This window comes from Pseudomonas sp. S2_B07, assembly GCF_054668435.1.
The window spans coordinates 1,989,657-2,012,162 of record NZ_CP162769.1 but is presented as its reverse complement, the minus strand read 5'-3'; the positions used below and the strand labels follow the sequence as shown (position 1 = coordinate 2,012,162).

Sequence of the window (22,506 nt, the reverse complement as noted above, 5' to 3'; positions counted from 1 at the left end):
GCTTTTAAAGGAACCCCCTCATGACATTGCCACTGGGACACAACTACATCGGCGGTCGCCGCAGCGCCAACGGCACGCTGCAATTGCAAAGCCTCGACGCGACGACTGGCGAACCGCTGCCGGGCATGTTTTTTCAGGCCAGCGAAGCCGAAGTGGATGCCGCCGCCAACGCTGCGGCCGCCGCTTACCCGGTCTTCCGCAACCTGAGCGCGGAAAAGCGCGCCCGCTTCCTCGACGCCATCGCCGATGAAATCGATGCACTCGGCGATGATTTTGTCGCCACCGTGTGCCGCGAAACCGCGCTGCCGGCCGGGCGTATTCAGGGGGAGCGGGGGCGCACCAGCGGGCAGATGCGTTTGTTTGCCAAGGTCCTGCGTCGCGGGGATTTTTATGGTGCGCGGATTGATCGGTCACTGCCGGATCGCCAGCCATTGCCGCGTCCGGACCTGCGTCAGTACCGCATCGGTTTAGGGCCGGTCGCGGTGTTTGGCGCGAGTAACTTTCCGCTGGCGTTCTCCACGGCCGGCGGCGATACCGCGTCGGCCTTGGCCGCCGGTTGCCCGGTGGTGTTCAAGGCGCACAGCGGTCACATGGCGACGGCCGAATGGGTGGCGGACGCGATCATCCGTGCCGCCGAGCGCACCGAAATGCCGGCCGGCGTGTTCAACATGATCTACGGCGGGGGCGTCGGCGAGTGGCTGGTCAAGCATCCGGCGATTCAGGCGGTGGGCTTCACCGGTTCGCTCAAGGGGGGCAATGCCCTGAGCCACATGGCCGCGACCCGCCCGCAACCGATCCCGGTATTTGCCGAGATGTCGAGCATCAACCCGGTGTTCCTGTTGCCCGAAGCACTGGCGGTACGCGGCGAGCAGATCGCTGCGCAACTGGCCGGCTCGGTGACTTTGGGGGGCGGTCAGTTCTGCACCAATCCCGGTCTGGTCATTGGCCTGCGTTCGCCGCAGTTCAGCAGCTTTCTGGAAACCTTTTGCGCCAGCATGAACCAGCAACCGGCGCAAACCATGCTCAACACCGGTGCGCTGGTCAGCTACAGCCGGGGCCTTGGCGAGTTGCACGAACATCCGGGGCTGACGCACCTGGCGGGCCGGCCGCAACAGGGCAATCAGGTGCAACCGCAGGTGTTCAAGGCTGAAGTCAGTTTGTTGCTCGAGGGTGATGAGCGGCTTCAGGAAGAAGTGTTCGGGCCGACCACCATCGTCGTCGAAGTCGAGAGCCGTGCGCAGTTGGCAGAAGCGTTGCAGGGGTTGCGCGGGCAATTGACGGCGACGTTGATTGGCGAGACCGAGGAGTTGCTGCAGTACCGCTGGCTGGCGGAAATGCTTCAGGAAAAGGTCGGTCGGATTCTGCTCAACGGCTATCCGACCGGGGTCGAGGTGTGCGAGGCGATGGTGCATGGCGGGCCGTACCCGGCGACGTCCGACTCCCGGGGGACGTCGGTGGGGACGCTGGCGATCGATCGGTTCCTGCGGCCGGTGTGCTTTCAGAATTACCCGGATGCGTTGTTGCCAGAGGCGTTGCAGAACGCTAATCCGCTGGGGATTCGGCGGTTGGTGGATGGGGAGGTGAGTCAGTCGGCTTTGTAGTGCCTGGGCGATCGCCATCGCGAGCAAGTTCGCTCCCACAGGGTTTTGTGAGCACCGCAAATCCATTGTGGGAGTGAGCTTGCTCGCGATGGCTTAATCAGCCGCACCACAGCACTACTTGGCCGTCACCTCAGCCACTTTCACCACCGCCGGCTTCAACACCAGCCACAACGCCGCCGCAATCAACACCCCGCCATAGATATGCGCCATGGACAACGGCTCATCCAGCAACAACGCCCCCCACAACACCCCGAACGGCGGGATCAGGAAGGTCGTGGTCATCGACCGCACCGGCCCGACCGAGCTGAGCAAGCGGAAGTAAATGATGTACGCCAGCGCGGTACACACCAGCCCCAACCCCAACAACGACAGCCAGACATTCCAGCCGCCCCAGCTCGCCGGTGGCTGGGTAATCACGCTGTAACCGAACAGCGGCAGCAAAAATAACGTGGCCCCCATCATGCTGCCTACCGCCGAAAGGCGACTGTCCAGACCGCCCGCGTGATCGAGCCAACGGCGGGCCAGGAAACCGGCGAAGCCATAACACGTCGTGGCCATCAGGCAGGCGAGGGCGCCCATCAGCAATTGCAGGTCGAACGCGACCGGGCCCGCGCGGGTCAGCACGCCTACACCAAACAGTCCGAGGAATACCCCGCCAAGCTTGGCGGCGGTGAGTCGTTCATGGAAAAACAACCCGCCGATCAACACGCCCATCAGCGGCGTGGTGGCGTTGAAAATGGCCGAATACCCGGCCGGCAGCACCTGAGCGGCCACGGAATACAAAGTCGCCGGAATCCCGGAGTTGATCACCCCGAGCAGCATCACGGTCTTGAGTTTGCCTTTGAAATCCCAGCTGATGCGCATCAGCCCGAGAATAATCAGCAGGCCGGTCGCGGCAATCGACACGCGGAAAAACGCCGTGGGGATTGTGCCAATCACGGGGGCGATGATGCGCATGAACAGAAAACTCGCACCCCAAATGGCCGCCAATGACAGTAAACGGACGATATCGACGGGGTTCACGGTGCTCTCCTTCCTTGCTGGGGACGAGAGTGTTGCCGAGTGCCTGATTGATGGCAACCGAAAAACGGGCAAATAACCTTGATGCCTATAAGTTGAGCCGAACCGCACTTTGTAGCCGCTGGCTTCGCCAGCTGCTACGGTTCGCGTCAAGGCCATAACCCGAGTGGAAAATTACGCTTCTCCTGCACCCGGTTCACTGGCTAAGCTCAGGGCTCACGAATTCCCGCAGAGGTCTCACCATGCCGCAGCAATGGCCAGCCGCCGATATCGCCCGAATGATCCTCGATGGCTTTGACGATTACCGTGAGCATTTCCGCCAGATCACCGACGGCGCGCGAGCCCGTTTCGAACAGGCCCAGTGGCAGGAGACGCAAATCGCGTCGGCCGCGCGGATCAATCTCTATGAAGAAAAAGTCAGTGAAACCGTGGAGCGGCTGCGCGTCGCGTTCGACAGCGACACGCTGGACGTCAGTTGCTGGCCGCTGGTCAAGAGCGCGTACATCACGCTGATCGACCTGCGGTTCGACGATGAATTGTCCGAGACCTGGTACAACTCGATTTTCTGCGGTCTGTTCAGCCATGACCTGATCAGCGACGGCTGCATGTTCATTCACACCACCCGCCCGAGCCTGCGCCGGGCCCGCGCCGCACAAACCCGCACGTACAAACCTCAGGGCCAGTTGTCCGGCATGCTCGCGAGCATTTTTGCCGACTACCGTTTCAGTGAGGATTACGCCGATCTGGCCGGCGACTTGCACCGCCTCGAAGCGCAACTGCGCGAGAACCTGCCGGACTGGGTGTGCAAGGACCCGGAGTTGAGCGTCGAACTGTTTTCCTCGGTGCTCTACCGCAATAAGGGGGCGTACCTGGTCGGGCGTATCTACACCCGGGACGAACAGTGGCCGCTGGTGATTCCGCTGCTGCACCGCGAAGGTCGCGGGATTCAGATCGATGCGCTGATTACCGATGAAGCGGACGTGTCGATCATTTTCTCGTTCACCCGCTCGTATTTCATGGTCGACGTGCCGGTGCCGGCGGAGTTCATCGGTTTCCTCAAGCGCATCCTGCCGGGCAAGCACATCGCCGAGCTGTACACCTCGATCGGTTTCTACAAACACGGCAAGTCCGAATTCTATCGGGCGCTGATCAACCATCTGGCCAACACCGACGACCAGTTCATCATGGCCCCCGGCGTGCGCGGCATGGTCATGAGCGTGTTTACCCTGCCGGGTTTCAACACCGTGTTCAAAATCATCAAGGACCGTTTCTCTCCGTCGAAGAACGTTGACCGAGCCACGGTGATCGAGAAATACCGGCTGGTCAAAAGTGTCGACCGCGTCGGACGCATGGCCGATACCCAGGAGTTCGCCGATTTCCGTTTCCCATTGAGCAAGTTCGATCCGGCGTGCCTGGAAGAATTACTCGAAGTCGCCGCGTCCACGGTGTCGGTGGAAGGTGACACCGTGCTGATCCGCCACTGCTGGACCGAACGGCGGATGACGCCATTGAACCTGTATCTGGAAAACGCCAACGAGGCGCAGGTGCATGAGGCGCTGGAGGATTACGGCCTGGCGATCAAGCAACTGGCGGCGGCGAATATCTTTCCCGGCGACATGCTGTTGAAAAACTTCGGCGTCACCCGCCACGGTCGCGTGGTGTTTTATGACTACGACGAGATTTGCTTTTTGACCGAAGCCAACTTCCGGCACATCCCGCAGCCGCGTACGCCGGAAGACGAGATGGCGTCGGAGCCTTGGTATTCGATCGGGCCGCTGGATGTGTTTCCCGAGGAGTTTCCGCCGTTTTTGTTTGCTGACTCGGGGCAGCGGCGCTTGTTTGATCAGTTGCATGGCGAGTTGTACAACGCCGATTACTGGAAAAGCCTGCAGGAAGCCATACGTGCCGGCAAAATCATCGACGTATTCCCGTATCGCCGCAAAGGCCTGGATAACGAATAAACCCCTGAGTGAACCCCCTGTTGCGAGGGAGCTTGCTCCCGCTGGGTCGCGAAGCGACCCAAAAACCATCCACCGCGCAGCTTCAGACAAATCTCGATGACCGGATTACGACTGCCGCGCAGCCGAGCGGGAGCAAGCTCCCTCACCACAAAGGCAGGTTGAATTCGTCGCCGAGCCCCCAAATCTGCGACAATCCGGCCCCTGCGCCACTAGACGACTGAATTGCGTACCCGATGACCGACGAATCGCCCTCCATCGACAAACTGCTGAAAAACCTCGATCACGCCATGCTTGCCGACCGCCACCGGCTGCGGCGGCAGTTGCTTGAGCTGCGCAAGAAACCTGACGAGGCCAAGCTGGCCCTGTGGGTGACGCGCATGCAGGCGTCCTGTGATCAGGTGTTGGCGCGGCGCGCGAGCCTGCCGGTGATTCGTTACGACGACAGCCTGCCGATCGCCGCCAAGCGCGACGAAATCAAAGCCGCGCTGCTCAAGCATCAGGTGCTGATCATCGCTGGCGAAACCGGTTCGGGTAAAACCACCCAGTTGCCGAAAATCTGCCTGGAAATCGGGCGCGGCCAGCATGGCCTGATCGGCCACACCCAGCCGCGTCGAATTGCAGCGCGCAGCGTGGCGAGTCGGGTGGCTGAAGAACTGGCGACGCCATTGGGCGCGCTGGTCGGCTATCAGGTGCGGTTCGAGGACCAGAGCGATTCCAACACCCTGATCAAACTGATGACCGACGGCATCCTGCTCGCGGAAACCCAGAACGACCGCTACCTCGAACGCTACGACACGATCATCGTCGACGAAGCCCACGAACGTAGCCTCAACATCGACTTCCTGCTCGGTTACCTGAAAACCCTGCTGCCGCGTCGTCCGGACCTGAAAGTCATCATCACCTCGGCCACCATCGACCTGGAACGCTTCTCCAAGCATTTCGACGATGCGCCGATTGTCGAAGTCTCCGGCCGCACCTTCCCGGTGGACACCTGGTATCGCCCGCTGACCCTGGAGCAAGACGAAGAGGGCAACCGCGTCGAGGATGACTTGACCGTCGATCAGGCGATCCTCGCCACCCTCGATGAAATCGCCGCGTTCGAACGCAGCGAGCGCAAGAGCCCCGGCGATGTGCTGGTGTTCCTGCCCGGCGAGCGCGAGATTCGTGACGCGGCCGACATGTTGCGCAAGGCCCAGCTCAAACACACCGAAATCCTGCCGTTGTATGCGCGTCTGTCGCCAGCCGAGCAGCAGCGGATTTTCCAGTCGCACCCAGGCCGTCGCGTGGTACTGGCAACCAACGTCGCGGAAACCTCGCTGACCGTGCCGGGCATTCGTTACGTGATCGACAGCGGCACTGCGCGCATCAGCCGCTACAGCTACCGCGCCAAGGTCCAGCGCCTGCCCATCGAGGCGATTTCCCAGGCCAGCGCCAACCAGCGTAAAGGTCGCTGTGGTCGGGTCGAGCCCGGCATCTGCATCCGCCTCTACGGCGAAGACGATTTCATGGGCCGCCCGGAATTTACCGACCCGGAGATCCTGCGCACCAACCTCGCCGCCGTGATCCTGCAGATGTTGCACCTGCGCCTTGGCGAGATCACCGACTTCCCGTTTATCGAACCGCCGGACGGCAAGGCGATCAGCGACGGTTTCAACCTGCTGCAAGAACTCTCGGCGGTGGACCGCAACAGCCAACTGACCCCGCTGGGGCGCAATCTGGCGCGTTTGCCGGTGGACCCGCGCATGGGCCGCATGCTGCTGGAAGCGGCGAAACTCGGCAGCTTGCAGGAAGTGCTGATCGTCGCCAGCGCCATGTCGATTCAAGACCCGCGCGAGCGACCGCCGGAGCGTCAGCAAGCGGCGGATCAGGCCCACGCACAATGGAAAGACGTGGACTCGGACTTCGCCGGGCTGGTCAATCTGTGGCGCGGCTTTGAAGAGCAGCGTCAGGCGCTGACGGCCAGTCCGTTGCGCAATTGGTGCCGCAAGAATTTCCTCAATTACCTGCGTCTGCGCGAATGGCGCGACTCGCACCGCCAGTTGAGCCTGATCTGCCGCGACATGCAGTTGAGCCTCAACAAAGAACCGGCGGATTACCCGAAACTGCACAAAGCCGTGCTCTCGGGCCTGCTCAGTCAGATCGGCCAGAAAACCGATGAAGGCGATTACCTCGGGGCCCGTCAGCGACGTTTCTGGATTCACCCGTCATCCGGTTTGGGTAAAAAACGTCCGCAATGGCTGATGACTGCCGAGCTGGTGGAAACCACCAAGCTCTATGCGCGCATGGTCGCCAAGATCGACGCCGACTGGATCGAGCCACTGGCCGGGCACCTGATCAAGAAAAACCACTTCGAACCGCATTGGGAGAAGAAGCGCGGTCAGGTCGTGGCCTTCGAGCAGATCACGTTGTTCGGGCTGATCGTGGTCGGCCGGCGGCCGGTGCATTACGGGCCGATTGATCCGGTGGTGTCCCGTGAGTTTTTCATTCGCGAAGGCCTGGTGCGCGGCGAAATTCAGTCCAAGGCCAAGTGCCTGACAGCCAATGCGCAACTGCTGGAACAACTCGACGAACTGGAAGCCAAGGCCCGTCGCCGCGACATTCTCGCGGACGAGGAAACCCTGTTCGCCTTTTACGATGCGCGATTGCCCGCGGAGATTCACCAGACCGCGACGTTCGACAGCTGGTATCGGGTCAACAGTCAGAAAGACCCACAGCTGTTGATCATGCGCGAAGAAGACGTGCTGGCCCGCGAGGCCAGCGAAGTCACCGCCCTGCATTACCCGGACACCTTGCACATCGGCGATCTGGAACTGGCGCTGAGTTACCACTTCGAGCCTAACCATCCCCGTGATGGCGTGACCCTGCGCGTACCGGCGCCATTGCTGCCGATGCTGCCACCGGAGCGTCTGGAGTGGCTGGTGCCGGGTGTGATCGAAGCCAAATGCATCGCGCTCGTGCGCAACCTGCCCAAGGCCTTGCGCAAGAACTTCGTGCCGGTGCCGGACTTTGTCAAAGCCGCGTTGCAGCGCATGACCTTCGCCGAGGGTTCATTGCCGCTGGCGCTGGGCCGCGAATTGCTGCGCATGACCGGTGCGCGGGTCAGCGATGAGGCGTGGGCCGAAGCGTCGCAGCAGGTCGACAGCCATTTGCGGATGAACCTGGAAATCGTCGACGGCCAGGGCAAGTTCCTGGGCGAAGGGCGTGATCTGGCGGAACTGACCGCGCGTTTTGCCGAAGCCAGTCAGGCCGCCTTGGCGGTACCGCAAACCGCGAAAAGCCAGCAGCCGGTAGAAGCCAAGGTCTTTGCCGCGGTTGCCGAGAAAACCCAGCAGAAGATCGCCGGGCTGTCGATGACGGTCTATCCGGCGCTGGTGGAAGAGGGCGGTACGGTCAAGGAAGGGCGTTTCTCGACACCGGCCGAAGCCGAGTTCCAGCATCGCCGAGCATTGCAGCGTTTGCTGATGCAGCAACTGGCGGAGCCGGCGAAATTCCTGCGCGGCAAACTGCCGGGGCTGACCGAGCTGGGCCTGATGTACCGCGACATGGGGCGTGTCGACAGTCTGGTGGAAGACATTCTGCTGGCCAGTCTCGACAGCTGCATTCTCGACGGTGAAGACCCGTTGCCGCGCGATGGTGCCGGGCTGGCGGCGTTGGCCGAGCGCAAACGTGGCGGCTGGACCGAACACGCCGAGCGTCTGGCGAAGCTGACCCTGGACATCCTCAAGCTGTGGCATGGCCTGCAAAAACGCTTCAAGGGCAAGATCGACCTGGCGCAAGCCGTGGCCCTGAACGACATCAAGCAGCAGCTCAGTCATCTGGTGTATCCCGGTTTCGTGCGTGAAACACCGATGGTGTGGCTCAAGGAACTGCCGCGTTACCTGAAAGCGGTCGAGCAGCGTTTCGAGAAAATCGGCGCTCAGGTGCAACGGGATCGGGTGTGGAGCGGCGAATTGTCCGGCCTCTGGACCCAATACCAGACCCGCGCCGGCAAACATGCCCAGGAAGGCAAGCGCGATCCGCAGCTGGAGCTGTACCGCTGGTGGCTGGAGGAATACCGGGTTTCGCTGTTCGCCCAACAATTGGGGACCAAGGTGCCGATCTCCGATAAACGCCTGAATAAACAGTGGACTCAGGTCGAACCCTGAAACCGGGGCTCGCCACAAAACCTGTGGGAGCGAGCTTGCTCGCGATGACGGACTGTCAGACAACATTGATATTGAATGTACTGGCCTCATCGCGAGCAAGCTCGCTCCCACATTTTAGGTACGCCGTTACTCGCGCAAAAGGCGCCAAAATCTAACGTTTATGGCAAACTTCGCGCCTATAAACGCCGGCCCCGCGGTTTTGAGCCCTTCAAGGTTCGGGCGGAACGGAATAAAGCGATGCCTGGTTGGCTTCCCGTGACGGGAACAGACCCTTTGTGTGTTGGTACGTCGGTGCCAATGCTTTCTGCCTGAACAGATTAGAGAAACGACCATGCATAACGTCGTCATCAGCGGCACCGGCCTGTACACCCCGGCCAACAGCATCTCCAACGAAGAGCTGGTGCAGTCTTTCAACGCCTACGTGGCGCAATTCAATGCCGACAACGCCGAGGCCATTGCCCGTGGCGAGGTCGAAGCGTTGACCGAGTCCAGCGCTGCGTTTATCGAAAAAGCCTCCGGCATCAAAAGCCGCTTTGTCATGGACAAGGACGGTATTCTCGACCCGCAACGCATGGCACCACGCCTGCCGGAGCGTTCGAACGACGAATGGTCGGTGCTCTGCCAAATGGCCATCGGCGCGGCCGAACAAGCCTTGCAGCGCGCCGGCAAGACCGCCGCTGACATCGACGGCGTGATCGTCGCCTGCTCCAACCTGCAACGCGCCTACCCGGCCATCGCCATCGAAGTCCAGGAAGCGCTGGGCATCCAGGGCTTCGGTTTCGACATGAACGTTGCCTGCTCTTCGGCAACTTTCGGTATTCAGGCCGCCACTAACAGCGTGCAACTGGGCCAGGCCCGGGCCATCCTGATGGTCAACCCGGAAGTCTGCACCGGTCACCTGAACTTCCGCGACCGCGACAGCCACTTCATCTTCGGTGACGCGGCCACGGCCGTGATCATCGAACGTGCGGACCTGGCGACGTCCCAGTACCAGTTCGACATCGTCAGCACCAAGCTGCTGACCAAGTTCTCCAACAACATCCGCAACAACTTCGGCTTCCTCAACCGCGCCGCGGAAGAGGGCATCGGTGCCAAGGACAAACTGTTCGTGCAGGAAGGCCGCAAGGTGTTCCGCGACGTCTGCCCGATGGTCGCCGAGCTGATCGCCACGCACCTGGATGAGAACAAGCTCAACATCGGTGACGTGAAGCGCTTCTGGCTGCACCAGGCCAACCTCAGCATGAACCACTTGATCGTCAAGAAACTGCTGGGTCGCGAGGCCACCGAAGAAGAAGCCCCGGTGATTCTCGACACCTACGCCAACACCAGCTCTGCCGGTTCGGTGATTGCGTTTCACAAGAACCAGGATGATCTGGCTGCCGGTTCGCTGGCCGTGCTCAGTTCATTTGGCGCCGGTTATTCGATTGGCAGCGTGATTCTGCGCAAGCGTTGATCCGAACTTTTTCCGTTGGATAGTAGGAAGTTTCCTACAGTCGAAATAGTCAGGACACTGTAGTTTTCGGAAATGACGGCAGGACTGCGCAACGGGCGAAGTCTTGCCGTCGTCATTTTCGACGTCAGAACAAGGGGATTGATTGATGGCGGCTGACGATTCGCAACTGCTTGCGCGATTACTGGCCGGCGAGCAAAAGGCTTTCAAGGAATTAGTCAGCACTTACCAGAGCGCCATGCGCGCGGTGGCCTATGCGATTGTGGGCAGCCGGCATGCCGACGAAATCGTCCAGGATGCGTGGCTGTCGGTGGTGCGTAACCTGAGCAAGTTCGAGGCGCGTTCGAGCCTCAAGACCTGGTTGCTGACCATTACCGCGAATGCGGCAAAGGGTCGATACAAACAAAACCGTCGTGAAGTGCTCCTCGATGACCTGCCGTCACCCCATGGCACCATCGATGATGATCGTTTCTCGTCCGGTGATGGTCATTGGCTGGTGGCGCCGTTTGCCTGGCACCAGGACACCCCGGAAGCGCTGCTGACCGAAAACGAGCTGCGCGAATGCCTGGAACACACGCTGCTCAGCCTGTCGGAACTGCAAAGCAGTGTGTTATTACTTCGCGAGCGTCAGGGGCTGGAGCTGGAAGAAATCTGTAATCTTCTGGAAATCTCGCTCTCCAATGTTCGTGTGCTGCTGCATCGGGCACGGTTGAAGGTCTTTGCGACCGTAGAACATTTTGAGGAAACCGGCGAATGCTGACCTGTAAGGAACAAGTGGCACGTTCCAGCGACTATCTTGACGGGCAGTTGAGTTTTCGTGAGCGGCTGATGGTGCGTCATCACCTGATGTTCTGCCCTAATTGCCGGCGGTTCATTCGTCAGATGCGGGTGATGCAGGCGACATTGCGCGCCATGCCGGAAGAGGTCGTGCCGGACGCCGATACGTTGGCCGAAAGTCTGGCTGCCGAACGTCGCAAGGACATTCCGTAGCCGAGGGGATTGTTGGCGGGGGGCAAGAAACAGGCTCGCGTGGATGAATCGAACGGATGATGGGGATCAACCCATCCACGCCAGACTGTAAAAGCAACCCGGGCTTCCTTGCCCGAGTCGTGTAACGGGGTAAATCAGAACTTTGCTTCGGCATCCAGTTGCAGGGTGTTGATGTCGGAGTCGGTCTTCTTGATGCTGGCGTTGGTGTAGTCGGAGTTAGCCATGAAGTACGTGGCGCCGAGGTTGAAGTTCTTGTCCAGTTCGTAGCTCACTTTCAACTTGCTGCCGCGCGAACCGGTGTAGCCGTTGGCGAAGTCGGAGTCGGTGAACGCGCCAACCACAGAGTTCTGTTGCACGTCGCGGTAGTTGTAGTCCACTGCGAAACCGTAGAGCTTGGTCTTGACGCCGGCCAACCAGCCAGTGTCCTGGTCGTTGCTCGCGTCTTTGTTGTTGACGTACTGGCCGTACAGCGAGAGCGGTACTGGCAGGTTGGTGAAGTCGAGCTGACCAAAACCTTCATACAGCTTGAACGTTTCGCCCGGGCTGTTGCCGTTGACGGCCAAGGCGCATGGCGCGGTGGCGGTGCCAGTGGTCGGGCAGGCGCTGTTGGAGTCGTTGTCGTACGAGTAGATGCTGCCGCCCAACGTCATTTTCATGCTGTCGGTGATGGCAAAGCGCGCACCCAACTGGCCAGCGTACAGGCGCAGGTCATGCTTGAACTGCACGCCTTCGCCGTCGACGTTGTCCTTGAGGGTGTAGTGACCGGCGCTGCCGAACAGTTCGGTGCTGCCGCTCAGCGGGTACTTGTAGGACGCCGACAGGCCTTCCGGGCTGATGTCGCTATCCCAGATGATGTCGCCCATGCTCACCCATTGTTGCGGCATCTTACCGCCAACGAGGTGCAGGTTCTTGATCGCGTCCGGGTGGTAGTCGACGTAACCCTGGTCCAGCCAGATCTGCTTCTTGTCGAAGTAGTTGTTCAAGTCCTGGTTGGTGGAGCGCGCGTCGTCGTTGCTGCCGGTGGCGATACGGATGCCGGTGTCGACTTGCGGGTTGATTTCGCTGTAGGCACCCAGGCGGGCACGAATGCGCTGGCGATCCTGGTCTTTGTTGTTTGGAACGCCATCGTTGTGGACGGTTTCTTCACGGAAACGAACGTCACCCTTGAATTGGGTCTTGGCGGCCCAGGCCAGTTTCTGGTCGAAGGCGCTCAGTGTGTCGGTTTTCTTCGCAGTTGCTGCGATCTGCTCGTTGGTCTCTTGCTGAGCCTGACGGGCGATTTGCTGATCTTTCTGATCCCGGGCCAGTTCGGCTTGCAGTTCGCTGTACTGGGCGTTGGTAATCGAGCCGTTAGCCTTGAGCATGTCGAGCAGTTTGGCGTCGACTGCGGCGCTGGCCGGAATGCTCATGGCCAGCAGCAGCCCGCCACACAGGACCGCCGCAGTTTTCGTGGAAGCAAGACGCATATCAATCTCCGAAGATGAGAGTGGATGGCTGAGCCATCCAGGGCACAACCGACCATTGATGGACGGAAAACAGTGGCCGGGTAATAACCAGGCGCTCTAAAAACAGGCGCCAGTATCGCGATGGTTTATGACAAAGCAGTGGCAAAGTGATGGCGTCTTGATGACGATCCAAAGGCTGTTTGAACTTTTTCATCGCAGGTCTGTCGGCGAAACGCGGGTGTGGAATGGACGGCGATAGGCGATACTCGCGAAGCTTTCACGCAAGAAGTGGAGAGGAAGTTGATGCCGCTGCAACGTTTGGAAAATCTGTCCGAAATCGCACCGCACACTTGGGATGCGCTCGTTCCCGAGTGTCAGCCTTTTCTGCGCCATGCTTTCCTCAGTGCCCTGGAGGACAGCGGCAGTGTCGGTCCGCATTCCGGCTGGCAGCCCGAGCATTTACTGCACATCGAGGGTGATCGACTGATCGCCGCGCTGCCCAGTTACCGCAAATGGCACTCCTATGGCGAGTACGTGTTCGATCACGCCTGGGCCGATGCCTGCGAGCGGGCCGGCATCGACTATTACCCCAAATTATTGACCGCCGTGCCCTTCAGTCCGGTCAGCGGCCCACGCTTGCTGGCGGCCAGTGTCGAGGACGGTTTCGAGCTACTCAACAGCCTGCCGGGCTACCTTGAGATCGAAGGACTGTCCAGCGCGCACATCAACTTCACCGACCCGTTTACCGACGCTGCGTTGAGCGAACAGCCAGGCTGGCTGCAGCGAATTGGCTGTCAGTATCACTGGCAGAATCGCGGCTATCGGGATTTCCAGGATTTCCTCGACGCCCTCAGTTCACGCAAGCGCAAGCAGATGCGCAAAGAGCGTGAGCAAGTGGCGGGGCAGGGTATTGATTTCGAATGGCTTGAAGGTCGGCAACTGGATCAGGCGCAGTGGGATTTCGTCTATGCCTGCTACGCCAACACCTACGCGGTGCGTCGGCAAAGGCCTTATTTGACGCGCGAATTTTTCAGCCTGTTGGCCGAACGAATGCCGGAATCAATTCGCGTGGTGCTGGCCAAACAGGGCTCACGGCCGGTGGCCATGGCCTTCAGCCTGGTGGGCGGCGACAGTTTTTATGGTCGTTACTGGGGCTGCCTGGCGGAGTTTGATCGCCTGCACTTCGAGACCTGTTTCTATCAGGGCATGGACTATGCGATTGCCAACGGCTTCCAGCGTTTCGACGCCGGTGCCCAGGGCGAGCACAAGTTGATTCGCGGCTTTGAACCGGTGATCACGCATTCCTGGCATTACCTGCGTCACCCGGGGCTGAAGGCGGCGGTCAAAGACTTTCTGCAGCAAGAGCGTGTCGGGGTGCTGGCCTATGCCGAAGAGGCGAGGACCGCCTTGCCTTATCGGCAAGACTGATCCTCGTCCGGGGCCTTAAGTGTCTTCTTTACCCAGCCAGCGATAGGTTACACCGCCAATCACCGCACCCAGCAGCGGTGCGACCCAGAACATCCACAGTTGTTGAATCGCCCAGCCGCCGACAATCAGGGCCGGGCCGGTGCTGCGCGCCGGGTTGACCGAGGTGTTGGTGACCGGGATCGAGATCAGGTGGATCAGGGTCAGTCCCAGACCGATGGCGATGGGCGCAAGCCCGGCCGGGGCGCGCTTGTCGGTGGCCCCGAGGATGATCAGGATGAACATCGCCGTCATCACCAGTTCACAGACAAACCCCGCCGCCATGGAATAGCCGCCCGGAGAGTGTTCGCCATAACCATTGGACGCCAGGCCCCCGGCCAGGTCGAAACCGGGTTTGCCGCTGGCAATGAAGTACAGCAATGCGGCGGCAATCACCCCGCCGATTACTTGCGCAATGATGTAGGCCGGCAGTTCCTTGGCCGGGAACCGTCCGCCGACCACCAGTCCCAGCGACACTGCCGGATTGAGATGACAACCGGAGATATGGCCAATGGCGAACGCCATGGTCAGCACCGTCAAACCAAACGCCAGGGACACCCCCAGCAATCCGATTCCCACATTCGGGAAGGCAGCGGCCAGCACCGCACTTCCACAACCCCCCAACACCAGCCAGAACGTGCCTACTAACTCTGTCGCAGAACGTTTGAATAGAGACATGAGAGCGTGCCCTTTCGAGGTTTTACTGCCTATCGCATCCAGTAGATGGACTGCAGAACCATCTCCAGAACCTTGGCTGAGTACAGCAGGGTTTTTTGAGAATTCCAGTGCCTGTAAAAAACCGCCAGAGCCCGTGGTTGAGAGGCTGTGGCGGTTTTTGGAGTGTAAAGGTCCCTGTAGGAGTGAACCTGCTCGCGATAGCGGTAGATCAGTCAACAAAGATGTTGAATGTGAAGCCCTCATCGCGAGCAGGCTCACTCCTGCAAAGGAATAGGGGTGGTTTTGGGTTAATCGATTCCTACGAAACCGCCGGTCTGGTGCTGCCACAGCCGTGCATACAACCCGCCATGGGCCAGCAGTTCGGCGTGGGTGCCGGTTTCGGCGATCCTGCCGTTTTCCAGCACCACCAACCGGTCCATCCGGGCGATGGTTGAAAGCCGGTGGGCAATGGCAATCACGGTTTTGCCCTGCATCAGGGTTTCCAGGCTCTCCTGGATCGCCGCTTCCACTTCCGAATCGAGGGCCGATGTGGCCTCGTCCATGATCAGGATCGGCGCGTCCTTGAGCAGCACCCGCGCAATCGCGATCCGCTGACGCTGGCCACCCGAGAGCTTCACCCCGCGCTCACCGACATGCGCATCAAAACCGGTGCGGCCTTCGGCGTCGGACAGTAACGGAATGAACTCGTCGGCACGGGCCTTGTGCACCGCTTCCCAGAGTTCGGCGTCGGTGGCGTCGGGTTTGCCGTACAGCAAATTGTCGCGAATCGAGCGGTGCAGCAGCGACGTGTCCTGGGTGATCATGCCGATGCGCTCGCGCAGGCTTTCCTGGCCAACGTCGGCAATGTTCTGGCCGTCGATGAGGATTCGCCCGCCCTCCACGTCATACAGGCGCAGCAGCAAGTTGACCAAGGTTGATTTGCCGGCGCCGGACGGGCCGATCAGACCGATCTTTTCACCGGCCTTGATGTTCAGGTTGAGGTCGCCAATGATCCCGCTCTTCTTGCCGTAGTGGAAATCCACGTGCTCGAATCGCACTTCGCCGCGAGCGACAGCCAGCGGTTTGGCTTCATCGCGATCGGTCACGCTGACCGGTTGCGAGATGGTCTGCAAACCGTCCTGGACCATGCCGATGTTCTCGAAGATGCCGGTGACCACCCACATGATCCAGCCGGACATGTTGACGATGCGGATCACCAGGCCCGTGGCCAGCGCAATCGCCCCCACCGTGATCAGCGACTGCGTCCACAACCACAGCGCCAGGCCAGTGGTGGTGACGATCAGCAGGCCGTTCATGCTGGTGATGACCACGTCCATGCTGGTGACCACGCGGCCGGCCAGTTGCGCCTTCACGGTCTGTTCTTCGATGGCTTCCTTGGCGTACTGCTGTTCGAAATTGGTGTGGGCGAACAGCTTCAGCGTGGTGATGTTGGTGTAGCCGTCGACGATCCGCCCCATGAGTTTGGAGCGAGCATCGGATGACACCACCGAACGCTCTTTAACCCGTGGCACGAAGTAATAGAGCGCACCCATGTACGCGGCGATCCAGCTCAGCAACGGGATCATCAGGCGCCAGTCGGCCTCGGCAAACAGCACCAGCGAACTGATCGCGTAGATCAGCACGTGCCAGAGCGCGTCCACCGCCTGCACCGCCGAATCGCGCAACGAGTTGCCGGTCTGCATGATGCGCTGGGCGATGCGCCCGGCGAAGTCGTTCTGGAAAAAATTGAGGCTCTGTTTGAGCACGTAACTGTGGTTCTGCCAGCGGATCATGCTGGTCATGCTGGGGCTCAGGGTCTGGTGCACCAGCAAGTCGTGCAGGCCCACGAACACCGGGCGCAGGATTAGCGCCACCACCGCCATCCAGGCCAGTTCGATGCCGTGTTCCTTGAAGAAATCGACGTTGGGCGTGCCTTGGGCGAGGTCGATGATGCGGCTCAGGTAGCTGAACAGCGCCACTTCGATCAGCGCACCAAACAGGCCGACGATCAGCAGGGCGGCGAAACTCGGCCAGACCTGCTTCAGGTAATAGGTATAGAAAGGTAGAACCCGATCCGGCGGAGCCGCCGTCGGTGCATCACGAAAGACGTCGATCAATTTTTCAAAACGGCGATAAAGCATCAGTTCTCCGCCCGCGCACGGGCTCTCCTTTGAACAGTGTGAGCGGTGCCGGAGGCCGGCAACCGCTCAAGACTTCCTGTGAAGCTTAGTCGATGACCTTGGCCGACTTGATGAATACAGGATCGGCGGGCACGTCTTTCATGCCGCTTTTGGTGGTGGTCTGGGAATTGACGATGACGTCTACCACGTCCATGCCTTTCACGACTTTACCGAACACGGCATAACCATCACCGCTGTCGAGGAAATCGTTGTCCTTGACGTTGACGAAGAACTGGCTGGTGGCCGATTCCGGGTCAGAGGTACGCGCCATGGACAGGGTGCCACGGACGTTATGCAGGCCGTTTTTCGATTCGTTCTTGATCGGTGCCTTGGTTTCTTTCTGCTGCATTTGTTGAGTGAAACCGCCGCCCTGGATCATGAAGCCCGGAATCACGCGGTGGAAAATCGTGTTGTTGTAAAAGCCGCTGTTCACGTAATCGAGGAAGTTCTTGGTACTGATGGGCGCCTTGACCGGGTCCAGTTCGATTTCGATCTGGCCGTTGGTGGTGTCCAGCAAGACGTGCGGTGCCTTGGCTGGCGTGGCAGCCATCAGGTTGGCGGCAAACAGAACGGAACCGGCGACGAGGGCGATTTTTTTCAGCATGGGTCAGTGATCCTGATTGGGGTGGTATCGACTGCGGTGAGAAACTCGAGCAGTGTTTGGTTGAAGCGTTCGGGTTGGTCCAGCGGGGTGGCGTGGCGCGAATCGGCGATCACCACCAGCCGCGCATCGGGCAGCAGTTTTACATAGGTTTCCTTCAGCGCTACCGGCGTGTAATCACGGTCGGCGCTGACGATCAGGGTTGGACAGGCAACCTTCGAAAGTCGTTCCTGAACCCCCCAGCCAACGATGGCATCGAAGCTGGCGAGATAAGCATGTTTGTCGTTTTTTGCCCAGCGCTCGGCCATCTTTTGACGCAAATCAGCTTGGTCCGGATTCGGGAACAATTTGCCGCCGAGGGCCTTGCCGATGGTGCCCAGGCTGAGGACGCGCATCAGGCTCCAGCGTTTGAACCACTGCCAGTAATCGTCGCGACTGCGCAACTTGACCTCTGGCGCGCTGTTGACGATGGTCAGGCTTTTGAGCAGATGCGACTGGTCCACCGCCAGTTGAAAGCCGATCATGCCGCCCATCGACAGCCCCACGTAATGCACCGGGCCGAGGTTCAGATGTTCGATCAGCGCGACCAGGTCGGCGCTGAAACCGGCAATGCTGTAACGCTCGCGGGGTTTGTCGGAGCGACCATGGCCGCGCACATCCGGGACGATCACCCGGTAGCGTGTGGACAGCGCCGGGATCTGCATTTCCCAGTCCAGCGTGCTGGACCCCAGTCCATGGACCAGGAGCAATGGCGTGCCATGGCCATATTCCTCATAGTGCAGGTTGCAACCTTCATGTTCGAAATAGGCCATGCATTCACTCCTTGTCAGGCTTGTTCAGGGGCGGCGAAAGGCGCGTCCAGCGGTGCGGTGTCGAAGGTGCGTAGCAGTTCGATGAGAATCTGCGTCGCCGGTCCCAAGGGTTTGTCCTTGTTCGAATACAGGTAAAAGCTCGGGTTGCGACTGCCGCCCTGATCCAACGGTAGCAGCTTGAGCGTGCCTTCCTTGAGTTCCCGTTCAATCATGTGCCGTGGCAGCCAGGCGAACCCCAGGCCGCTGCTGACAAACGTCGCGGCGGTGGCCAGGCTGCCGACGGTCCAGCGCTGTTCGGCGCCGAGCCAGCCGACGTCGCGCGGCTGCTGCCGACCGGAGTCACGGATCACCACTTGCATCTGGCTTTCCAGGTCCTGGAAGTTCAGCTCGCGGTTGAGGCGGTGCAGCGCATGGTCGGGATGGGCGACCGCGACGAATTCGACATCGCTCAATTCCGCGCCCAAATAGCCTGGAATGCTAAAACCGGTAATCGCCAGGTCGGCCACGCCTTCGAGCAGGACTTCCTCAACCCCCGACAGTACCTCTTCACGCAGGCGGACCCGGCAGCCGCGGCTCTGCGGCATGAACGCGGTCAGGGCGCGCACGAGGCGGGCGCTCGGGTACGCCGCGTCGACCACCAGCCGCACTTCGGCTTCCCAGCCTTGTTCCATGTGATGAGCCAGGTCTTCCAGTTGGCTGGCCTGTTTCACCAGTTGCCGTGAGCGCCGCAGCAATACGCCACCGGCTTCGGTGAGCACGGCTTTGCGACCGTCGATGCGCAACAGCGGCACGCCTAGCTGGTCCTGCATGCGCGCCACGGTGTAGCTCACCGACGATTGCGAACGGTGCAGCGCTTCGGCGGCCTGGGCGAAACCGCCGTGGTCGACCACGGCCTGCAATGTTCGCCATTGATCAAGGGTCACGCGGGGCGCTTTCATGAATAGCTCCTCTTGTCCTAAGCTGGCAGCCCTTTATGGAGACTGCTGAATGAATAAATTCTGTTGTGTGCTGCTGGCGATGCTGCCGCTGACGGCGTTTGCTTATCCGATTGATGTGCAGAAAGACCTCAACGGCTTGAAAGTCGACTACGAGACCTTCGACACGGATAACGACATCGGCTCTATCCGGGTGGCTAACTACGGCGACGTCGATGTCAGCTGCAAAGCGGTGTTCATTAATGGCCCGGAAGCGCCACGCACCCGCAAGATCGATGTACCGGCGGGCAAGCATAAAAATGCCACCGCGAAGTTCACCCGCAGCATTATCAAGCTGCGTATCGAGCTGACCTGCACCCCGAAATGAATTCAATTCCTTGTAGGTGTGAGCCTGCTCGCTTCTACAAGGTATGCTCAGCTTATAAACGAATTTATTGATGGGTTATAGCAGTTATTTGCGCTTTTTCATCGATATGACTCTGTTTAACCTTCACTCCATCGCCTTACAGCATTCTCAGATGGAGCCTACATCCCATGTCACGCGTTCTGATCATCGAAAGCAGCGCCCGTCAGCAAGACTCGGTTTCCCGTCAACTGACCCAGACCTTCATCAGCCAATGGAAAGCCGCGCATCCGGCCGATCAGATCACCGTACGTGACCTGGCCGTCAATCCGGTGCCGCACCTGGACATCAACCTGCTGGGCGGATGGATGAAACCGGCCGAGCAACGCAGCGACATCGAACAGGCTTCGCTGGAACGCTCCAACCAGTTGACCGATGAGCTGCTGGCCGCCGACGTGCTGGTCATGGCCGCACCGATGTACAACTTTGCCATCCCCAGCACGCTCAAAGCCTGGCTTGACCATGTGCTGCGTGCCGGCGTGACCTTCAAGTACACCGACACCGGCCCGCAAGGCCTGCTCAGCGGCAAGCGTGCCTACGTGCTGACCGCTCGCGGCGGGATCTACGCCGGTAGCACGGCGGATCACCAGGAACCGTACCTGCGTCAGGTCATGGCGTTCATCGGCATCCACGATGTGACCTTTATTCACGCCGAAGGCATGAACCTGGGCGGCGACTTCCAGGAGAAGGGCCTGAACCAGGCGAACGCCAAGCTTGCCCAGGTCGCCTGATCTTTTAATCGCCAGATAATCACCGGATGGTCTAGTGACCTGGCGCAACCCCTTCAAGGCTTTACGCGCAACGAACCTCCCTTTGCACTTGTTGCTCCTGAGTGCCGTCGCCCGATTGAACGCTTTAGCGAGATCGGGCTTTTTTTTGCCCGCGATTTAATAAACATCCAAATCCCCTGTGGGAGCGAGCCTGTTCGCGATACCAGGCAAAACCCGTTATCGTCGCCGCCATTCAAAACGAGGCGAACATGGGCTATCTACTTTTTGTCACGCTGATCCAGGCGTTTTCCTTCAGTTTGATCGGCGAATACCTGGCCGGTCACGTCGACAGCTATTTCGCAGTGCTGGTGCGGGTCGTGCTGGCGGGGCTGGTGTTCATCCCGCTGACGCGCTGGCGTTCGGTGGAACCGGCGTTCATGCGCGGCATGCTGTTGATCGGTGCGTTACAGTTCGGCGTGACGTACGTGTGCCTGTACCTGAGCTTCCGCGTGCTGACGGTGCCGGAAGTGTTGCTGTTCACCATCCTCACGCCATTGCACGTGACCTTGATCGAAGACGCGCTGAACCGGCGTTTCAATCCGTGGGCATTGATCGCCGCGTTGGTGGCGGTGATGGGCGCGGCGGTGATTCGCTACGACCGGATCAACCCGGATTTCTTCATGGGGTTCCTGCTGCTGCAACTGGCCAACTTCACCTACGCCGCCGGGCAGGTGCTTTATAAGCATCTGGTGGCGCGCCACCCGAGCGATCTGCCGCATTACCGGCGTTTCGGCTACTTCTACCTCGGCGCATTGGCCGTGGCCTTGCCGGCATTCCTGCTGTTCGGCAAACAGAACTTCCTGCCCGAAGCGCCGCTGCAATGGGGCGTGCTGGTGTTCCTCGGGCTGGTCTCGACCGCGCTGGGATTGTATTGGTGGAACAAGGGCGCGTGCATGGTGAACGGCGGAACGCTGGCGGTGATGAACAACCTGCATGTGCCTGTGGGGTTGCTGATCAATCTGCTGATCTGGAATCAGCATGAGGCGTTGGGACGGTTGTTTCTCGGCGGGTCGGTGATTCTGATGGCGGTGTGGATCAGTCGGTTGGGTGTCCGCAAACCACTGACCACCACATAACCCCTGTAGGAATGATGCGCATTACTTCTCGGCCAACTGCTCCACCAAAAACTCAATAAACGTCCGGGTCTTTTGCGGGACCCGACGTGCCGAAGGGTACACCGCGTTAATCGTGATCGCGGGTGCCTGCCATTCGCACATCACCGGCACCAGGCGGCCGGCCGCCAACGCATCCTCGACAATGAAATTGGGCAACAGGGCGATACCCATTCCGGCTTCGGCGGCCTGAGCGAGCAAGTCGCCATTGTTGGCATGCAAGGGCCCGGTTACGTTGACCCGTTGAGTTTCCTTGCCATTGCACAACTGCAGGCTGACGCCACTTTGCAGATACCCGTAGTTGAGGCACTGGTGGGCGCGCAAGTCTTGCGGGGTCTGCGGTATGCCTGCGCGCGCCAGATACGCCGGGGACGCCACCATGATGCGCGGGGCCGGCGCGAGTTGCCGGGCGATCATCGTCGAGTCGGGCATGCTTGCAATGCGGATGGTCACGTCGAAACCACCGCGCACGGGGTCCACCTGCTGATCGCTGAGCACCAGTTGCAACTCGATGTTCGGGTGCTGCTCATGAAACAGGGGTATCAGTGGCCCCAGTCGGCGCAAGCCAAAGGACATCGGCGCGTTGACCCGCAACACCCCACGCAACTCGCCAATGCCGTTACGCGCACGCTGTTCGGCCTCATCCAGCGAGGCCAGCACTTCGCGTGCTGCATCGAAGTATTCGGCGCCAGCCTCGGTCAAGTGCAGGCTGCGGGTGGTGCGCTGCAGCAGTTGCACGCCGATGGCTTCCTCCAGCGCCTGAATCTGTTTACTGACTTTTGATCGCGGCACATCCATTGCCCGTGCAGCCGCGGCGAAACCGTTCTCGCCGACCGTGACGACAAAGGCGCGCATACATTCGATGCGATCCATGATTGTCCCTATTTTAGAATCAATGATTCTCGATTTTAGGGAATTGTCCCCTTCTTTGCTAGCCCTTAAAGTGACATCCAAGCCGAC

General features: G+C 60.1%; 17 protein-coding genes and 1 pseudogene. 10 read left to right on the top strand and 8 right to left on the bottom strand.

Going from position 1 to position 22,506, the window contains the following annotated elements; translation table 11 throughout:
* The first annotated feature begins 20 nt into the window (after positions 1 to 20).
* Positions 21 to 1,601: an aldehyde dehydrogenase (NADP(+)) gene (locus AB4N43_RS09350; protein WP_460153836.1), complete on the top strand. Its 1,581-nt coding sequence runs from the start codon at positions 21 to 23 to the stop codon at positions 1,599 to 1,601.
* Positions 1,602 to 1,715: 114 nt separating this feature from the next.
* On the opposite strand, the gene AB4N43_RS09345 is transcribed toward AB4N43_RS09350, so the two are convergent.
* Positions 1,716 to 2,624 carry a DMT family transporter gene (locus tag AB4N43_RS09345; RefSeq protein ID WP_027925843.1) on the bottom strand — a complete coding sequence of 303 codons (909 nt, stop codon included), beginning with the start codon at positions 2,622 to 2,624 and terminating at the stop codon, positions 1,716 to 1,718.
* Positions 2,625 to 2,863: 239 nt separating this feature from the next.
* Here AB4N43_RS09345 and aceK point away from each other — a divergent pair, with 239 nt between their 5' ends.
* The 5 genes from aceK to AB4N43_RS09320 all read left to right on the top strand — a co-directional run bounded on the left by aceK (position 2,864) and on the right by AB4N43_RS09320 (position 11,167).
* Positions 2,864 to 4,582 (top strand): bifunctional isocitrate dehydrogenase kinase/phosphatase, encoded by a 1,719-nt coding sequence (aceK, locus tag AB4N43_RS09340; RefSeq protein WP_027925842.1) that lies wholly within the window; start codon positions 2,864 to 2,866, stop codon positions 4,580 to 4,582.
* Positions 4,583 to 4,815: 233 nt separating this feature from the next.
* Positions 4,816 to 8,727, top strand: coding sequence for an ATP-dependent RNA helicase HrpA (gene hrpA / locus AB4N43_RS09335; protein ID WP_194939851.1), 3,912 nt, complete (start codon positions 4,816 to 4,818; stop codon positions 8,725 to 8,727).
* A gap of 331 nt (positions 8,728 to 9,058) precedes the next feature.
* Positions 9,059 to 10,180, top strand: a complete 1,122-nt coding sequence (locus tag AB4N43_RS09330) for a beta-ketoacyl-ACP synthase III (RefSeq protein ID WP_027925840.1) — start codon at positions 9,059 to 9,061, stop codon at positions 10,178 to 10,180.
* A 142-nt stretch (positions 10,181 to 10,322) separates the two neighbouring features.
* The gene (locus tag AB4N43_RS09325; RefSeq protein ID WP_194939850.1) at positions 10,323 to 10,937 is read left to right on the top strand and encodes an RNA polymerase sigma factor; all 615 of its coding nucleotides are present in this window, start codon (positions 10,323 to 10,325) and stop codon (positions 10,935 to 10,937) included.
* The gene (locus AB4N43_RS09320; protein ID WP_460153833.1) at positions 10,931 to 11,167 is read left to right on the top strand and encodes an anti-sigma factor family protein; all 237 of its coding nucleotides are present in this window, start codon (positions 10,931 to 10,933) and stop codon (positions 11,165 to 11,167) included. Before AB4N43_RS09325 ends, AB4N43_RS09320 begins: the two co-directional genes overlap by 7 nt.
* Before the next feature lie 134 nt (positions 11,168 to 11,301).
* Here the strand turns inward: AB4N43_RS09320 and AB4N43_RS09315 are convergent, their stop codons facing one another.
* Positions 11,302 to 12,633 (bottom strand): putative porin, encoded by a 1,332-nt coding sequence (locus tag AB4N43_RS09315; protein WP_027925837.1) that lies wholly within the window; start codon positions 12,631 to 12,633, stop codon positions 11,302 to 11,304.
* Between the two features lie 282 nt (positions 12,634 to 12,915).
* Between AB4N43_RS09315 and AB4N43_RS09310 the strand changes: the two genes are divergently transcribed.
* Positions 12,916 to 14,040: a GNAT family N-acetyltransferase gene (locus AB4N43_RS09310; protein ID WP_410921383.1), complete on the top strand. Its 1,125-nt coding sequence runs from the start codon at positions 12,916 to 12,918 to the stop codon at positions 14,038 to 14,040.
* Positions 14,041 to 14,055: 15 nt separating this feature from the next.
* Here the strand turns inward: AB4N43_RS09310 and aqpZ are convergent, their stop codons facing one another.
* From aqpZ to AB4N43_RS09285, 5 genes and pseudogenes are all read right to left on the bottom strand, one after another.
* Complete coding sequence (gene aqpZ, locus AB4N43_RS09305) at positions 14,056 to 14,754, bottom strand: aquaporin Z (RefSeq protein WP_027925835.1); 699 nt, start codon at positions 14,752 to 14,754, stop codon at positions 14,056 to 14,058.
* Between the two features lie 287 nt (positions 14,755 to 15,041).
* Positions 15,042 to 16,874 (bottom strand): ABC transporter ATP-binding protein, encoded by a 1,833-nt coding sequence (locus AB4N43_RS09300; RefSeq protein ID WP_027925834.1) that lies wholly within the window; start codon positions 16,872 to 16,874, stop codon positions 15,042 to 15,044.
* 85 nt (positions 16,875 to 16,959) lie between these two features.
* Positions 16,960 to 17,517 carry a peptidylprolyl isomerase gene (locus AB4N43_RS09295; protein ID WP_059181415.1) on the bottom strand — a complete coding sequence of 186 codons (558 nt, stop codon included), beginning with the start codon at positions 17,515 to 17,517 and terminating at the stop codon, positions 16,960 to 16,962.
* Between the two features lie 3 nt (positions 17,518 to 17,520).
* Positions 17,521 to 18,326: pseudogene (locus tag AB4N43_RS09290) on the bottom strand (alpha/beta fold hydrolase).
* A 14-nt stretch (positions 18,327 to 18,340) separates the two neighbouring features.
* On the bottom strand, positions 18,341 to 19,264 hold the full coding sequence (locus AB4N43_RS09285; RefSeq protein ID WP_027925831.1) for a LysR family transcriptional regulator: 924 nt from the start codon (positions 19,262 to 19,264) through the stop codon (positions 18,341 to 18,343).
* 49 nt (positions 19,265 to 19,313) lie between these two features.
* Here AB4N43_RS09285 and AB4N43_RS09280 point away from each other — a divergent pair, with 49 nt between their 5' ends.
* The 3 genes from AB4N43_RS09280 to AB4N43_RS09270 all read left to right on the top strand — a co-directional run bounded on the left by AB4N43_RS09280 (position 19,314) and on the right by AB4N43_RS09270 (position 21,510).
* Positions 19,314 to 19,628 carry a hypothetical protein gene (locus AB4N43_RS09280; RefSeq protein WP_027925830.1) on the top strand — a complete coding sequence of 105 codons (315 nt, stop codon included), beginning with the start codon at positions 19,314 to 19,316 and terminating at the stop codon, positions 19,626 to 19,628.
* A 167-nt stretch (positions 19,629 to 19,795) separates the two neighbouring features.
* Complete coding sequence (locus AB4N43_RS09275; protein WP_027925829.1) at positions 19,796 to 20,395, top strand: FMN-dependent NADH-azoreductase; 600 nt, start codon at positions 19,796 to 19,798, stop codon at positions 20,393 to 20,395.
* A 248-nt stretch (positions 20,396 to 20,643) separates the two neighbouring features.
* Positions 20,644 to 21,510 (top strand): carboxylate/amino acid/amine transporter, encoded by an 867-nt coding sequence (locus AB4N43_RS09270; protein WP_460153829.1) that lies wholly within the window; start codon positions 20,644 to 20,646, stop codon positions 21,508 to 21,510.
* 21 nt (positions 21,511 to 21,531) lie between these two features.
* Here the strand turns inward: AB4N43_RS09270 and AB4N43_RS09265 are convergent, their stop codons facing one another.
* Positions 21,532 to 22,419, bottom strand: coding sequence for a LysR family transcriptional regulator (locus AB4N43_RS09265; RefSeq protein WP_410921381.1), 888 nt, complete (start codon positions 22,417 to 22,419; stop codon positions 21,532 to 21,534).
* Between the last annotated feature and the right edge of the window lie 87 nt (positions 22,420 to 22,506).

Coding starts and splice junctions, on each gene's coding strand:
- AB4N43_RS09350 (WP_460153836.1), top strand. CDS start 21: ATGACATTGCCACTGGGACACAACTACATCGGCGGTCGCCGCAGCGCC.
- aceK (WP_027925842.1), top strand. CDS start 2,864: ATGCCGCAGCAATGGCCAGCCGCCGATATCGCCCGAATGATCCTCGAT.
- hrpA (WP_194939851.1), top strand. CDS start 4,816: ATGACCGACGAATCGCCCTCCATCGACAAACTGCTGAAAAACCTCGAT.
- AB4N43_RS09330 (WP_027925840.1), top strand. CDS start 9,059: ATGCATAACGTCGTCATCAGCGGCACCGGCCTGTACACCCCGGCCAAC.
- AB4N43_RS09320 (WP_460153833.1), top strand. CDS start 10,931: ATGCTGACCTGTAAGGAACAAGTGGCACGTTCCAGCGACTATCTTGAC.
- AB4N43_RS09315 (WP_027925837.1), bottom strand. CDS start 12,633: ATGCGTCTTGCTTCCACGAAAACTGCGGCGGTCCTGTGTGGCGGGCTG.
- AB4N43_RS09310 (WP_410921383.1), top strand. CDS start 12,916: ATGCCGCTGCAACGTTTGGAAAATCTGTCCGAAATCGCACCGCACACT.
- aqpZ (WP_027925835.1), bottom strand. CDS start 14,754: ATGTCTCTATTCAAACGTTCTGCGACAGAGTTAGTAGGCACGTTCTGG.
- AB4N43_RS09300 (WP_027925834.1), bottom strand. CDS start 16,874: ATGCTTTATCGCCGTTTTGAAAAATTGATCGACGTCTTTCGTGATGCA.
- AB4N43_RS09295 (WP_059181415.1), bottom strand. CDS start 17,517: ATGCTGAAAAAAATCGCCCTCGTCGCCGGTTCCGTTCTGTTTGCCGCC.
- AB4N43_RS09285 (WP_027925831.1), bottom strand. CDS start 19,264: ATGAAAGCGCCCCGCGTGACCCTTGATCAATGGCGAACATTGCAGGCC.
- AB4N43_RS09280 (WP_027925830.1), top strand. CDS start 19,314: ATGAATAAATTCTGTTGTGTGCTGCTGGCGATGCTGCCGCTGACGGCG.
- AB4N43_RS09275 (WP_027925829.1), top strand. CDS start 19,796: ATGTCACGCGTTCTGATCATCGAAAGCAGCGCCCGTCAGCAAGACTCG.
- AB4N43_RS09270 (WP_460153829.1), top strand. CDS start 20,644: ATGGGCTATCTACTTTTTGTCACGCTGATCCAGGCGTTTTCCTTCAGT.
- AB4N43_RS09265 (WP_410921381.1), bottom strand. CDS start 22,419: ATGGATCGCATCGAATGTATGCGCGCCTTTGTCGTCACGGTCGGCGAG.